Genomic DNA, 14,129 nt, shown 5'->3' with positions numbered 1-14,129 from the left:
ATGTCTCCAACTCCTCCTACATTCTTATTCAATTACTTGACCAGCTTCTTTGAGAACTGATTCAGGAATTGTGATTCCAAGTTCTTGAGAGACTTTTTTATTAATAACTGATTTACCAGTTGAGAAGACATTAACTGGTGTATCTGCAGGTTTTTCCCCCTTCAAGACTTTGGCAATCATCTTACCGGTAGCAACACCAAGATCGTGTTGGTCCACAACGACTGATGCCAAACCACCTGCTTCTACCATGGCAGTCGCACTTGGGTAGATTGGTTTTTTAGCTGTTTGGTTGCTTGATACTACAGTTGAGAACGCAGATGCGATTGTGTTGTCAATTGGAATCCAGATTGCATCTACTTTACCAGTCATAACATTAACTGTTGAAGCAATTTCGTTCGTTGAAGGAACTGCAAATGTTTCTACTTTCAAACCAGCTTTTTCAGCATAAGTTTTGAATTCTTCAACTTGTGATTTTGAGTTATCTTCACTACTTGAGTAAAGAGCTCCAACCGTCTTGACATCAGGAGTCAATGTCTTGATCAATTCAACCTGTTGTTGAGCAGGGTTGTGGTCAGACACCCCAGTGATGTTCCCACCTGGTTTTTCCAAGTTTTGTACAAGGTTAGCTCCAGCTGGGTCTGTAATAGCTGCCATGATAACAGGAAGGTCTTTTGTTGCACTTGCGAGACCTTGAGCTGCAGGTGTTGCAATTCCGACAACTACATCGTTTCCGTTTGCGACTAATTGCTTACTCATTGTAGCAACCTTACTTTGGTCACCTTCTGAGTTCATAAAGTCGATTTTAATTTGGTCACCTTTATAGCCTTCTTCAGCAAGTCCATCTTGGATACCTTGGTAAATCAAATCGAGTGATGGGTGGCTGACAAACTGTAGAACACCAACCTTAGCAGTTTTATTTGCTGTCTCAGCTTTAGTTTCCTGCTTCGTTAAGCTAGAATACACCAAGCTTCCTCCAACTACAAGTGCTAATGCTACGATAATACCGAGTAGACGTTTGTTTTTCATAATTTTCTCCTTATTTCTTCTTAACTTATTATTTTTTTATTCAATCACTTATTCAAGCGACGCCATCGTTTGATTTCCATAATTTTTCCTCCCCATAGAAAAAGTCCTCACACAAAAAACTTGTGTGAGGACGTCGATGCGCGGTGCCACCTCAATTATAGGAACTAGTCCTATCGCTCTTACTCGCTAAAACGAGTTGCACTGTAAGGTGTGCTCACCGAATTCTTATGATTTCAAATTCTTAATAACATTCAGCCCAATTTTCATCACTTCCATCTATCTGTTTCCACCAACCACAGACTCTCTAAAAAATTTCAATGATTACTTTCTGAATGCTTAAATTATATCATTTTACTAAAACTTGTCAAGGGTTTTCATAAAATATTTTTAAAAAAATGTAAAATCAGAGAGAGTAAGTTAATCATATGCCTGTGGGAATTGGCTTAACAATGTAACATTACAAAAATCTATATAAATTTGCAAATTATTTTAACCAAATATGAAACATATCTTCATCAACTATTTTTTCAAGAATGATAGTATTTTCATTTATATCATATGCAATCAATTTATTACCTGCTAAAACTAATAAAATATTATCTTCGAGAAGCTTAATATCTTTTATGTAGTCTGTTTCAGCTGAAAATCCAAATTGAGATAGATTGATAAAGGTTGATTTATGACTAGTTACATCAAATAGACTGAAAGCAATTTTTCCTGAATCATTACTCTCATGCTCAATTGCTAACAAATTTTCTCCTAATTCAATAATGTTAACTGGACCAATTTCATCTAAATCAAAAAATTCCTTAAGTCCTGATTCCATATCATAGTGAAAAACTTTCCCCCAAAGTACTTTTTCCTTGGTCGAGTTAATTCGATATCCACCGGAAACTGAATAGAGTTGTTTACCCTTCACAATGCTATCGTCAAAAAAATAAGTCAAGTTAGGATCATCATAGAGAATTTCTTTATTTTCAAACTGTAATTTCTTGTTCTTTAGTGAAAAATGATGTAAGTAGGTTGGGTAATTATCATTACTTTTAACATCTACTCCCAAAAAGTAGATATTATCACCATCGTTTGAAAAATCTGTAGCAAAAACAGAATTTTTGAAAATATATTTATCTACTTCCTTTAAATTTGTATCAAAAACTGCAATAAAACTATCATCTGTATTTGCTTCAGAAGTGAAATAGTAGTCTGGATTTACGCCAGCTGTTGAAAAAGCATAATCAGAGGTCTTATTATAGTGAATCTTTCCAGTTTCAAAATCAACTGATATTATTCTACCTACTACACCTAAGGGTGGACCTTCTTCAGAAAATAGCAAATAACGATTGGAAATTTCTGCACGCTTAACAACTTGATTAATCTGGCCCTTAACTATCTCTATTTTTTCATCAGAAACTTTCTCAAATGAACTATCTTTAAAATTATACCCCTCCACACTGTGATATCCTAATAAATAAAAATCCACATCTGACTGTATAGAAAATTGTTTTGATGATGCAGCAGAATATCTTTGGATAAAAAATAACACTCCCATTAAAATAATAATGGCTACAACAATAACATGACCAACTTTTTGTTTATTATTCATAATCATTTATTCCTATAAACAATAGTGGTCTTAGGATTAGAGACAAATTCTCCAGGGTGTATAGCAATAGCTGATCCTATGTCATTGTCACTTTTATTCAAATCAACCCCAGCAGTATAGTAATAAGCAGCCCAAACTAATTGAGAACAATAAAAACTATTAGTTTGTTTTGCATTCCAAAAATTAGTGTTATACGGTTTATTGACTTGGTTTCCCGCCCACTGGCCAGCATTCCAGTCTTGCTGAACACTTGTAGCGTTTACTCCAACTTGCCAAATAGTGTATGTACTACTTGTCCATTTACCACTTCTAAGTCGAACTTTCTCCGTCACCCCTGGTGCTTCGGCAACAGAATATAGTCTCTGTGGCACTACTATCGCTGCATGCCAACTGTTAATTCTTCGAGTTCCTATACCTTGATCAGTTACACAAATTAGACCGTCTCGCCAACTCCAATCACCTATGCGAGATCTAGAATAGTTTTTTACATCATACCTAACAGGTTCTGACATCCCATTTTCAAGATACTCTTGTGTCCTGCTATCCATACTATCCAAAATACTTTGTTGTTCTGGAGTCAGTTGAATATCATTCCCAATAAACTTATTAGTTTCAATATATAAATCGGTACTTTCATTTGCATAAATAGTTTCAATACTTATGGTTGAAGCTAGGCATAAAAAAGATAAACCACTCAAAATTATAGATTTTCTCATAGAAATTTCTCCTCTTAGAACTCTATTATTAAATTCAATTAAAACAACAAGCAATTCCTAAATACTTTATATTATCCCCTCCATTTTATAACTCTAGTCATCAGCCTAATAGTTATTAAACAACCTATAATAACTATTCTACTAATATAAGCAGATTAATCTTTACATTTACAATTGTAAGCCCTTTCCTCAATATATAGAATAGCATTATATTTATGTTTTGTCAACGAATTTAATCCTCTATTTCGTTTTATATATATTTAGTTGACTAAAAGAAAGCCAAGAAAAATTTTTCGAACATCAATAATTTAAGCGAGGAGAATGCTCATTAGGAAATAGATAAAGTTCTAGTTATAAGGTGAAACAAAACTGTTTGCCTCTCTTGGCTGATCGAAAGAGTAGACATTAAATCATCCCTATGCCTCTTGGGAATAGGGAACTAATGATAATCACAACTGGCTGATTCGTATAGGATTCCCTAAAAGAAAAAAGAAAACGACTCCTAAAGAAGTCGCCTTCATTGTTAATCGGATGAATAACTATCCTAAAAGACACTTGGGCTACAAGTTACGTTAAAAATTGCTATTTGCTATCCAACTTGAACTTGAGACTTAGGCAATCCCTACGTTTTTGGAAAATCTTGCTTGTATCAACCTGAATTACGTAATCCTGTAGCAATTCCGTTGATAGTTGTATGGATTAATCTTTCTTCATCTGAAGATAACTCACCACGACGTTGACGCTTAATCAATTCCAACTGAATATAGTTAAGGATATTGAAATAAGGCATGCGGTAGTTGAGACTGTCTTTCAAATAGGTATTTTCTGCCAAGAGCTCCTCATGGCCTTCAATAGACAAGATAACGTCCTTAGTCAACTGCCATTCATCTAAAATGGTATAGTAAATTGCTTGTACTTCTTCACTTTCACACAGTTTAGCGTATTCAAAGGCAATGTTCATATTTGATTTTGACAAGACCATATCGACGTTGGATAGGAGTGATTGGAAGAATGGCCAATTTTGATACATATCACGAAGATATTCAATATTTTTTGGATCTTGGTCGATAAATTCCTTAAAGCTTGAACCAACTCCATACCAACCTGGGAACATAACACGACTTTGTGACCATGAGAATACCCAAGGAATAGCACGTAAACCACCGATTTCAGTGATCGTTTTACGAGCTGCTGGACGAGAACCAATATTGAAACTTGAGATAGCCTTGATTGGACTCGATTCAAAGAAATAATCATAGAAATGGTCATTTCCAAATACGAGTTCACGATAAATATCGTAGCTACGTTCTACTACTTGATCCATGATGGCTTCATAGCGATTTGACGTATTGGTATCACTCTTCTTCTTGGTAATCATGCGGTTGATAGCTGCTGAAACCAACATTTCAAGGTTATAGTAGGCTGCATCCTTGTTTCCGTATTTGTTTCCGATAACTTCTCCTTGCTCAGTCAAACGGATACGATCCTTGATGGACTTGAGTGGTTGAGAAGCAATGGCATCATAAGTAGGGCCACCACCACGGCCAACGGTACCACCACGACCATGGAAGAAGGTTACTTTGACTCCAAATTCATCACCAATAGCAGTCAATTGTTGTTGGGCCTTATAAAGTGTCCAACAAGATGATAGATAACCACCATCCTTGTTACTATCAGAGTAGCCGAGCATGATTTCTTGGTAATTGTTTTTAGAAGCAATCCATTTCTTAGCAAGTGGTAGAGAGAAATATTTTCTCATAGTTTCTTCAGAATGATCCAAGTCTTCAATCGTCTCAAAGAGTGGTACAATCTGAACACGTGCTTTTTCAGCATCCACCAATCCAACTTCTTTTAGCATGATTGCTAATTCCAGCATATCAGACACGCTGGTTGCGTGAGAGATAATCGTTTGACGAATGACATCTTCTCCTAAACGATCTTTTAATTCACGTGCAGTTTTGAAAATAGCTAATTCTTTTTCGAGAAGTTCAGACTTCTCAGCATGAGTTGCAGACAAGATTCGAGGATCTTCTAATAATTCATGCAATAGCAAGTCGCATTTTTCATCTTCTGATAAATCACTATAGTGGTCATTGATTCCAGCAGATGCCAACAATTCTGCCACACAGGCCTCGTGAACACTTGAGTCTTGACGCATGTCGATGGAAGCTAAGAAGAAACCAAAGACTTCTACAGCTTCTAAAAGTTCTGCAAATTCACCTGTAAGCAAGGACTCTGCCTTGTTTTCAAGTAATGAATCCTTAATAGTATATAGATCTTTTTTGAACTCTTCAACTGTTTCGTAAAATGGTGGACGATCTTCAGCCAGCTCTTGAATAGCTCCTGAAAGTCGATTGCTAATATAGTCAGTAATCACTCCTTGTTGATGCCCTTGAGTACCAAAAAGACGTTCAACAGGATGGCGTTCATCAGCTGACGAGCCAACCACAGACCATTCTTTTAAATTCAAGAGAGTTTGAATCAATTTGGACTGAATCAAATGAAAGGCACGACGATAGGGTTCTTTTTCACGAAAGACGGATGTATCTCCAGACTGAGCAGCCATTTCTTCAACAGCTTGACTTGTTTTTGACAAATTAGTCGATAGAGAGAAGGTGCGATAGAGACTTGAAATCTTGCTGATATAGTAGTTCAAGACTACTTCACTTTGAATGGTAGCAGAACGCATAAGCGTCTCAGCTGTCACAAATGGATTCCCATCACGGTCTCCACCGATCCACATTCCCATAGTAATTGGTTTAGCTTGTTTTAGGTCAATTCCTTGTTCTTTTGCTAGACGCTTGTACTCTAGCATCAAGTTAGGGACAGCCTGTAGGAAGGAACTATTGTAGTACTCCATAACATTGGTGATTTCGTTGGTTACTTTTAGTTTTTTCTCACGAATCATATCTGTCTGCATGATAATCTCAATATAGCGACGAAGATCATTATGCCATTTTTCCTTGTTAATGAGCCCCATTCTCACATCACGATATTTACGCAAAAGAGTATGGATGTGAGTGGTCAAGTCCAACATACTCTTACGTTGTACCTGAGTAGGATGGGCTGTCAAAACTGGCACCACGTTCAAGTGTTCAAGGATTTCAGCAGCGTTTTCTTTTTCAGCCACCATTTTGATTGTTGTAGACAATTTACCGAGATAGTCTTGATCAACATTATTTAGATGGTTAATCTCGTAAGCCAAGTCAACATCTTCTGAGATGTTAATTAAAAGTGGCAAGATAGAGAAGTATCTAGAAATGTAGACCATCTCATCATTTGAAAGACCTGTTACTACTTTATCTAGCCCTTGATAGTCAAGTTTTGACGAAAGTTCCTTCAAGTGCATAATCTTATCAAAGGTTTCAGCAGGAAGCATATTTTGGGTGATATCTTCCAGCATATCTGTCAAGATTTGAACTTCTTCCTGTACGACCGTTTTATTACTATAATTTTCTAACTTTTGAAGAGACATTTTTTTCTCCTTGTTATATTATGTCTTAGAGTTGCGCTTCTAATTCGCGATAGAGTTTGGCACGTTTTTCACTGGCATCAATATTCAACACAAAGGCGATGGCTACTGATAGGACCAAGAGACTGTTTCCCCCTTGCGATAGGAAGGGGAAGGTTACCCCTGTTGAAGGGATCAAGCCTGATATACCGCCAATGTTAACAAATACCTGTATCAGAATCATGCCCCCAATACCGATTGCCACCATTGAGTTGAAAGGATCTCTCGCTCGAATTCCAACCAAAATAATACGAAGAATCAAGAAGAATAGAAGAGCCAAAATAAGACTAGCTCCTACAAATCCAAACTCCTCTATCACAATCGAAAAGACAAAGTCTGTATGGGCTTCTGGTAGATAACCTCGTTTTTCAATGGAATTTCCTAAACCAAGACCAAACCAGCCACCGTTAACCATTGCATAATAAGAATTGGCTAACTGATGCCCAGATCCTGCTAGGTCATTAAAGGGGTTGAAAAAAGCACTGAAACGCTTGGCAACATAACCAAAGACAGGAATCTTTGAGAATTTTTCAACACCGATAAAGCGAATGGCTGTTAAGGAAATCATAGAAACACCAGCTAGTAAGCCCAGAATAGTTGTGAACCACCGATAAGCTATTCCACTGATGGTATACATGAGCAAGGATACTAAAATCAAGATGGTTGCATTTCCAAGGTCAGGGAAGATTGCCAAACTACCTATCATGACCAAGAGGACAAACCGCCAATCATTAAAGGCTCTTGGCAACCACTGATTGAGGGTTAAAATTTGGAAGTCATAAACTGCTATCTCATCTTGTTGTTTTGAAAAACGCTGAGCCAAGTACCAAATGATAATAATCTTTAGATACTCTGCTGGTTGAATCGTGATCGGGCCAACCTTGATCCAGCCATAGGCTCCATTGATTGGACTACCGATTAAACGTGCTAGAGCCAATAATATCAACTCGACAAACATGACGATAAAGAGTAATCGCTCATTTCGCAGAAATCCTAATTTTAATTTATAAATTAAGGCTATTAAGAATAAACTGGCTATCCAGAAAATCCCCTGATTTCGCACTAGTTGTAATGCACTCTTTCCTTCCTGAATGAGGGACGCACTAGTTGTCGAATAAACTACTATCAATCCTAAAACGGATAACAGTAAATAAGGAATCAAAATGGAATAATTCAGCAGGTGCCTTTTACTTATTTTCATATGTCACCTATCTATCGGAAAAATATTTTTATTTTCCCTTATTATTTCTAGTTTTACATGCTATTATACCATTTTTTAGACTAGAAAAAAACTCTTACAGTGAAAACATTCGAATTTTACTCAAAACAGACTCTGGACTAGAATGTCTTGAGTGATCCCCTTATCCGATCTATCGAGCGTTTTAAGTTACTAGGACTTATAAAACTATAATGTTGATATTTTATAAACTTAAAAACTACCTTCCAGATAGAGGAAGGTAGTTCATTACTATCTTAGTTTGAGGCGCTACTGCTGCTGTCAGAAGTTGTTTCGCTTTTGATGTATTGTGTAAAGATATTTTGGAAGGACTGGTCTTTAACTTTAATGTTTGCATCCTGTAATTCTTTACTAATGACACCTTGGACAAAGGTTGCATCATTTTGTTTTTGAGTCAAAATGATTGTTTTAAGTTTTTCTTTGTAGTCATCCAAGTTTGAAGATTTTTCAGACTTCTTAGTTAGTTTCACAATGTAGAAACTACTTGTATAAGCTTGAGTTCCTGGAGCAGTGATAACATCTGAAATTCCGTTAACATCAAGCGCAAAAGCAGCTTTTTTAACCACGTCTGGCAATTCTGTTGATGCAGAGTCAAAGGTAATTTCTCCACCATTTTCTTTAGTCTTTTCATCTGTAGAATTGTCTTTTGCAAGTTGTGCAAAATCAGCTCCAGATTCTTTTGCTTTGGCAAGAACTTCCTTAGCCTTATCTTCACTGTCAAGTTTAATAATTTGAGCCGTTACTTCTGGAGTATACTCTTCAAATGCTTTTTTATAGTTTTCATCTGTTAATTCAGCTTCAGCGGCTTTCTTAACAGCATACTCAACTAATTTACTTGTACGAATTTGAGCTTTACGGCTTTCAGCAGTCATACCTGAACGGGCGAGAATCGTTTGATAGCTATCACCGTATTTCTTTTGTTCTTCTGCAACGGCATCCTCTACTTCTTTATCGCTAACTTCTGAACCATATTGTTTTTCAAAAACTTTTTGAATGGTCATATTCAGCAAGACTTGTTGAGCAGTCGCATTGTTTTTAACTTCTTCAAAGAATTGATGTTCTGTAATCACATCACCCTTCATACTGATCAAGTCTGCTCCTTGAGAGCTATTGGAACAAGCAGCCAAAGTAGCTACTGACAACAAGGTGATGGCTCCTGCCATTAGTTTTTTCTTCATGTTTACTCCTTTTGTTCACTAAATAAAGGTTTACCTTATCTATTTTACCAAATTGTCTTAAAAATATCTGAAATCAATCAATATCAGGCAGTTCTACTTCTGCTTGATTTTTTCTCAGCATGAGAATTCCGTCTCCAAGAGGAACCAAAGTAGCGGTTAATCCTGGATTGTCCAAAGTCGCATCAAAGAGTCGTTGCAAGCCACGATAGATTGTTCGTTGGCCTCGACGTACTTCCATGATATCCTTGGCCACATCACCACCCTGGAAAATATCATCCAAGACTACCACTCCTCCAACTTCCAAATGTTTGAGTATTTCTGGTAGAAAAATGATGTACTTGGACTTGGCAGAATCCATAAATACAAAGTCGTAGGACTCTGTTAAGGTCGAAAGGACATCCACAGCATCGCCTTCTAAAAGGGTAATCTGCTTGCGACTATCAAAGCGAGCAAAATTCTCCTTGGCAAAACCAATCATCTCAGGATTTCGGTCAATAGTGGTGATTTTTGACTTGGGTAAATGTTCTGCCATCAAAAGTGCTGAAAATCCAATCGCCGTACCAATCTCTAAAATATTTTTTGGTTGAATAGTTTCCATAAGGAAACGAAAGTAAGCGACGGTTTCATGAGGAATGATGGGAATATTTTCCTTGCGAGCAAAGTTTTCTAGTTCTTTTAGGGAACCTGTCACCTGCTTTTGTCTGTGGCGCATGAACTCGACAATCTCATGCTTGACAACAGGACGTCGCATGTTATGATTGGCATTTTTACTATAAGACTTTACCATCTGCCTTATGCCAATCCTAATTTTTCAACAAGAGCTTCAAACTCATCCAAACGGCGTTCAAAGACTGCAAAGGCATCGTTGAGGTAATCTTCTTTTTCCATATCAACACCCGCTTTACGCATGATATTGAGTGGATAGTCTGACTTCCCTGCTTTGAGGTAGTCAATATAGCGATCACGATCCTCTTGGCTACCATGAACAATCTTTTCAGCCAAAGCTGAAGCTGCTGCAAAGCCTGTTGAATATTGATAGACATAGTAGTTATAGTAGAAATGCGGGATACGAGCCCACTCGTACTGGATTTGAGGATTGTCTTCCTTGCTCAAGCCATAATATTCTTGGTTCAAGTCAGCATAGAGATTGTTTAGGAACTCACTTGTCAAGACTTCACCATTTTGGTCAGCTTGGTGAATAGCATGTTCAAATTCAGCAAATTGAGTTTGGCGGAAGACTGTTCCACGGAAACCATCTAGGAAGTTGTTGAGAATTGCAAAGCGTGTTGCATCGTCTTGAACTTCTTGCAATAATTTTTCTGTCAGGATGTTTTCATTAGTAGTTGAAGCAATTTCTGCCAAGAAGATTGAGTAATCTCCGTATACATAAGGTTGTGTTTCACGCGTATAGCTAGAATGCATACTGTGCCCTGTCTCATGTACAAGAGTAAAGAGATTATCCAGGTTATCTTGCCAGTTAAGAAGCATGAAGGCGTTGGTATCATAAGAACCGCCAGAATATGCACCTGAACGCTTGCCTTGATTTTCATACACATCAATCCAGCGTTCGCTGAAGGCACGTTTAACACGGCTCAAGTAATCCTCACCAAGAACTGCCAAAGCATCTTCTGCTTTCTTCAAGGCTTCTTCATAAGTAAAGTTGTATTCCACTGAAGACAATGGTGTATAGACATCGTACATTTTGAGGTCTGGAATACCAAGAATTTTTGAGCGAAGAGCCAGATAACGGTGCAATAATGGTAAGTGCTTACGAACAGCAGATACTAGATTGTCATAAACACTTTCTGGCACAAAGTTGGCCGCAAGAGCAGCTTCACGCGCACTCTTGTAATTACGAACCTTAGCACGATAGTTTTGCACTTTAACATTGGTCTGCAAGGTTTTAGCGTAAGTGTGCTGGTATTGCTCATAAGTAGCATAGAGGGCTTCATAAGCTCCACGACGAACCTCACGATTTTTAGATTCTACCAAGCGCATATAAACGCCGTGTGATAATTGAACTTCATTTCCATCTTCATCTTTAACAAATGGAAAGACGATATCTGCATTATCTAAAATAGCAAAGGTTTCACTAGCAGCACCGAAGATTTCACCAGCGCCTGCAAGCAACTCTTCTTCACGTTGTGAAAGGACATGGTCCTTATTTTGCAAGAGTTTATCAAAGAAGTGTTTATAAGGCTGGAGTTTTGGTTCTTTTGCTAAAAGGTTTTGATACTGGTCTTCTGTGATTGCCATAAATTCAGGCTCATAGAAAGAGAAGACTTGATCAAGTTGACTATAAAGAGTCATGGCTTTTGCGTAGTATTCTTGATATTTAGCAACTCGTGTATCCTGATCGTTTTTCATATGTGCATAGACATAGAGTTTTTCAAGACGACGACTCAAATCCAGATAACGCTCTGTAATTTCAAGAAGGCTTTCTGCACTGTCCAAGAGATGTCCTTCAAGACTAGCTGCTTGTTTTGTATCTTCTGTTAAAAGGGCGAGTTCTTCTTCCCATTTTTGGTCTGTTTCAAAGATCGTTGATAGATCCCATGTATCTTTTTCATTGATTTCATTTCGTTGTAATACCATAAGTTTCCTCCATCCTTTCTATTTTACCATATTTTTTAAGAAATATTGCTGATAAAAGGCAGGTGGATAAAGCTTTTGTGTGTCAATTTTGGGATTTAGTTGATAATAAGCCTGAAAATTATCGTAATAGCCCTGCAAATCTACAGTTATCTGACAAAATAGACCATTTTCTATAGGCCTTACTTGGGGATACCAGTTCTTAGTCTTCAGATTTAATAGGTTTTCTCCTCTTAAGTAAGCTTGGGCTTGTTGCTTCATCCAATAGGGATTTTGATAAAAGAGTTGTTTTTGAATGTAGTGACAAATGTTCTTATCTTGTTCAACCGAAAAAGTGGTAAGATTTTGTTGATGATAAGGAGTCCGTAATATTTCTAGAAGATTTCCTTTGTCATAAGAAAATTCCTTGACCTGATAATGGAGTTTCCCTTTCAAATCTTGGTGAAGGAGGTACTTAAGTCTTAAAACTTGTTTTTTATGGTCTAACTCCCAAATATGAAAGCCCATATTATTACTGAAGTAAAGAAAATCTCTCTGAAGTTTAGTTAGTCGCGCTTTTAGCCAGAGTTTTTCTCCCAGTAGCCAAAGAACTTGAATTCCCAAACTTCGATAACCATTGCTTCTGTTCCTCAAAAGGTCACATGAAATGGGACTGCATTGAATTTCTAGAGCTAGTTGTTTATTGATAAAGATATCTGCAATTTGTTTTAGTTGAGGAATGGGACATTCAAGCTCGGCCTTGTCATTTTTCATCGCCCAATTAAAAAGGGCAACCTTATTTTCCAGATGCTCTAGACTCTCATTTTCGTAGTAAAAATCACACTGTTTGAGCGATACATGGGCAAAATGCGTCCGTAGGTTCTTCCCTTTTCTTAATCGAACCAAAGCTCCACAAGCTGGACAAGTATAGCTTTGTTTAACTAATTTATCCTCCAAGGCATTGACTAAGCTTCCTTTTTCATCTCTGGCTAAAAACATTTATACCCCCTTTTCTACTTTATTCGAAAAGGATAAGAAAAAGGCTGAGCTACTCCCCACCTTCATCATTTTATGAGCTTAAAGTTGCAAGCGATTTTCTAAAGCTTGCGTCAACACTTCAGAATAGTTCACTTTCTCTCGATCTGCTAATCTAACAAGCCACTCTGGAACCGTAACATTCTTTCGAATCGCCTTATTATTCTTTACAAAAGGCAAAGGATTGACCTGAATCAAAGTTACAAATCCATCAGGAGCTTTTAGATTAGAAATATCACTAGGAGTAGGCAAAGCTAGCCCTTCATCAATATAAGAAGCTAAGACATTCTCAAGCATTTCATGAGCATTTTTCATGGCAAGTTCAATAGTTGCCCCCTCTGTCCCTCCTCCAAATTCGGGAAATTCAACCCAATATCCAGTACCTTCCCTATGAAAAATAGCAGGATAAGATTTTAGCATAACACACCTCCACAATTTCCAAATCTACTACAAGCCCAAATCCTTTAATATTTTTCTCTCCAAACCTCTTCCTAAATCATCATTAGCATGTACTGGAATCGTAACAAGATAGGGAATTCCTTCTTTCTTAAAATGGTGATGACTTCCTCTCTTACGAACTTCAATCCATCCATTTGCAAGAGCTAATTTTACCATTTCCTTACCTGTAATGGGCATTTATGGTTACCTTTCTAATTATACTCATAATGCGTATTTTGTCAATCCTTCTATATCATCTATTCGCAAAAGTATGAAAAAAGGTTAGGACTGAAAGTTCTATAATGAAGTTAGCCACCCAGCCCTCCTAAAAATTAGATGTTTCAACTAGCTTATAGCTAGTACTCGATTTCATTTGATAAGAGGCTTGATGCTGTTAGGCTGGCGAGCCAAGGCTAAGACTAGCCTTAGTTTAGCTGACGAAACAGCTTCAAGAGTTCCTCTTGCCAAATGAAAGCTTTTATAGGCATAAGAAAACACCTCTGTGTTATACTTGTTAGTCACCACAAACACAAGAAAGGCACAGAGATGCAAAATCATTATACTACAAAAGGCAAACATTTGACAATCGATAGTCGTCGCTTAATCGAACGATGGAAAAAGGAAGGGAAATCAAATAGAGAAATTGCCTCTCTACTTGGAAAAGCTCCTCAAACTATCCACACTGAAATCAAGCGCGGGACAATTCTGCAATGTCTTGGAAAAGGGCGCTTCAAAAAGGTTTATTCGGCCGACTATGCTCAACAAGCTTATGAAAGCAATCGCAAGCGCTCGGTCAAGAAATCAAGCTTAACCA

General features: G+C 37.3%; 12 protein-coding genes, 1 pseudogene and 1 other annotated feature. Of the genes and pseudogenes, 2 read left to right on the top strand and 11 right to left on the bottom strand.

The window, feature by feature from the left end:
- Nucleotides 1-24: 24 nt before the first annotated feature.
- The 3 genes from trpX to ADF68_RS05305 all read right to left on the bottom strand — a co-directional run bounded on the left by trpX (nt 25) and on the right by ADF68_RS05305 (nt 3,345).
- A complete protein-coding gene (trpX, locus tag ADF68_RS05315; RefSeq protein WP_049548922.1) occupies nt 25-1,026 on the bottom strand; it encodes a tryptophan ABC transporter substrate-binding protein in 1,002 nt (333 codons plus the stop codon).
- A 123-nt stretch (nt 1,027-1,149) separates the two neighbouring features.
- Nucleotides 1,150-1,366: a binding site (T-box leader), on the bottom strand.
- 144 nt (nt 1,367-1,510) lie between these two features.
- On the bottom strand, nt 1,511-2,629 hold the full coding sequence (locus tag ADF68_RS10525; RefSeq protein WP_049548921.1) for a hypothetical protein: 1,119 nt from the start codon (nt 2,627-2,629) through the stop codon (nt 1,511-1,513).
- Between the two features lie 2 nt (nt 2,630-2,631).
- A complete protein-coding gene (locus ADF68_RS05305; RefSeq protein ID WP_049548920.1) occupies nt 2,632-3,345 on the bottom strand; it encodes a YiiX/YebB-like N1pC/P60 family cysteine hydrolase in 714 nt (237 codons plus the stop codon).
- Nucleotides 3,346-3,756: 411 nt separating this feature from the next.
- Here ADF68_RS05305 and ADF68_RS11415 point away from each other — a divergent pair.
- Nucleotides 3,757-3,921: pseudogene (locus tag ADF68_RS11415) on the top strand (IS30 family transposase); the annotation flags it as partial.
- A gap of 73 nt (nt 3,922-3,994) precedes the next feature.
- Here ADF68_RS11415 and ppc read toward each other — a convergent pair.
- The 8 genes from ppc to ADF68_RS05265 form a co-directional block, all read right to left on the bottom strand.
- Nucleotides 3,995-6,820: a phosphoenolpyruvate carboxylase gene (gene ppc / locus ADF68_RS05300; protein WP_049548919.1), complete on the bottom strand. Its 2,826-nt coding sequence runs from the start codon at nt 6,818-6,820 to the stop codon at nt 3,995-3,997.
- A gap of 25 nt (nt 6,821-6,845) precedes the next feature.
- Nucleotides 6,846-8,057, bottom strand: coding sequence for a cell division peptidoglycan polymerase FtsW (gene ftsW, locus ADF68_RS05295; RefSeq protein WP_049548918.1), 1,212 nt, complete (start codon nt 8,055-8,057; stop codon nt 6,846-6,848).
- A gap of 272 nt (nt 8,058-8,329) precedes the next feature.
- Complete coding sequence (prsA, locus tag ADF68_RS05290; RefSeq protein WP_049548917.1) at nt 8,330-9,271, bottom strand: peptidylprolyl isomerase PrsA; 942 nt, start codon at nt 9,269-9,271, stop codon at nt 8,330-8,332.
- Between the two features lie 73 nt (nt 9,272-9,344).
- Nucleotides 9,345-10,058, bottom strand: coding sequence for an O-methyltransferase (locus ADF68_RS05285; RefSeq protein ID WP_075230868.1), 714 nt, complete (start codon nt 10,056-10,058; stop codon nt 9,345-9,347).
- A 5-nt stretch (nt 10,059-10,063) separates the two neighbouring features.
- Entirely contained in the window at nt 10,064-11,866 is a 1,803-nt protein-coding gene (gene pepF, locus ADF68_RS05280; protein ID WP_049548916.1) for an oligoendopeptidase F, read from the bottom strand.
- 18 nt (nt 11,867-11,884) lie between these two features.
- On the bottom strand, nt 11,885-12,841 hold the full coding sequence (locus ADF68_RS05275) for a competence protein CoiA (RefSeq protein ID WP_049548915.1): 957 nt from the start codon (nt 12,839-12,841) through the stop codon (nt 11,885-11,887).
- Nucleotides 12,842-12,919: 78 nt separating this feature from the next.
- The gene (locus ADF68_RS05270) at nt 12,920-13,297 is read right to left on the bottom strand and encodes a type II toxin-antitoxin system HicB family antitoxin (protein WP_049548914.1); all 378 of its coding nucleotides are present in this window, start codon (nt 13,295-13,297) and stop codon (nt 12,920-12,922) included.
- A 27-nt stretch (nt 13,298-13,324) separates the two neighbouring features.
- On the bottom strand, nt 13,325-13,513 hold the full coding sequence (locus ADF68_RS05265; RefSeq protein ID WP_049548913.1) for a type II toxin-antitoxin system HicA family toxin: 189 nt from the start codon (nt 13,511-13,513) through the stop codon (nt 13,325-13,327).
- A 348-nt stretch (nt 13,514-13,861) separates the two neighbouring features.
- Between ADF68_RS05265 and ADF68_RS05260 the strand changes: the two genes are divergently transcribed.
- Nucleotides 13,862-14,129 (top strand): helix-turn-helix domain-containing protein (locus ADF68_RS05260; protein WP_049548912.1); only part of this gene is annotated, 268 nt, incomplete at its 3' end.

Source organism: Streptococcus pseudopneumoniae, assembly GCF_001068775.1.
Classification (GTDB): Bacteria; Bacillota; Bacilli; order Lactobacillales; family Streptococcaceae; genus Streptococcus; species Streptococcus pseudopneumoniae_N.
This window is presented reverse-complemented; position numbering and strand designations above follow the sequence as displayed.

Bases quoted from the DNA above. Each gene is read 5' to 3' on its own strand.
- ftsW (WP_049548918.1), bottom strand. From the start codon at position 8,057: ATGAAAATAAGTAAAAGGCACCTGCTGAATTATTCCATTTTGATTCCT.
- ADF68_RS05265 (WP_049548913.1), bottom strand. From the start codon at position 13,513: ATGCCCATTACAGGTAAGGAAATGGTAAAATTAGCTCTTGCAAATGGA.
- ADF68_RS05270 (WP_049548914.1), bottom strand. From the start codon at position 13,297: ATGCTAAAATCTTATCCTGCTATTTTTCATAGGGAAGGTACTGGATAT.
- ADF68_RS10525 (WP_049548921.1), bottom strand. From the start codon at position 2,629: ATGAATAATAAACAAAAAGTTGGTCATGTTATTGTTGTAGCCATTATT.
- pepF (WP_049548916.1), bottom strand. From the start codon at position 11,866: ATGGTATTACAACGAAATGAAATCAATGAAAAAGATACATGGGATCTA.
- trpX (WP_049548922.1), bottom strand. From the start codon at position 1,026: ATGAAAAACAAACGTCTACTCGGTATTATCGTAGCATTAGCACTTGTA.
- ADF68_RS05275 (WP_049548915.1), bottom strand. From the start codon at position 12,841: ATGTTTTTAGCCAGAGATGAAAAAGGAAGCTTAGTCAATGCCTTGGAG.
- ADF68_RS05305 (WP_049548920.1), bottom strand. From the start codon at position 3,345: ATGAGAAAATCTATAATTTTGAGTGGTTTATCTTTTTTATGCCTAGCT.
- ppc (WP_049548919.1), bottom strand. From the start codon at position 6,820: ATGTCTCTTCAAAAGTTAGAAAATTATAGTAATAAAACGGTCGTACAG.
- prsA (WP_049548917.1), bottom strand. From the start codon at position 9,271: ATGAAGAAAAAACTAATGGCAGGAGCCATCACCTTGTTGTCAGTAGCT.
- ADF68_RS05285 (WP_075230868.1), bottom strand. From the start codon at position 10,058: ATGGTAAAGTCTTATAGTAAAAATGCCAATCATAACATGCGACGTCCT.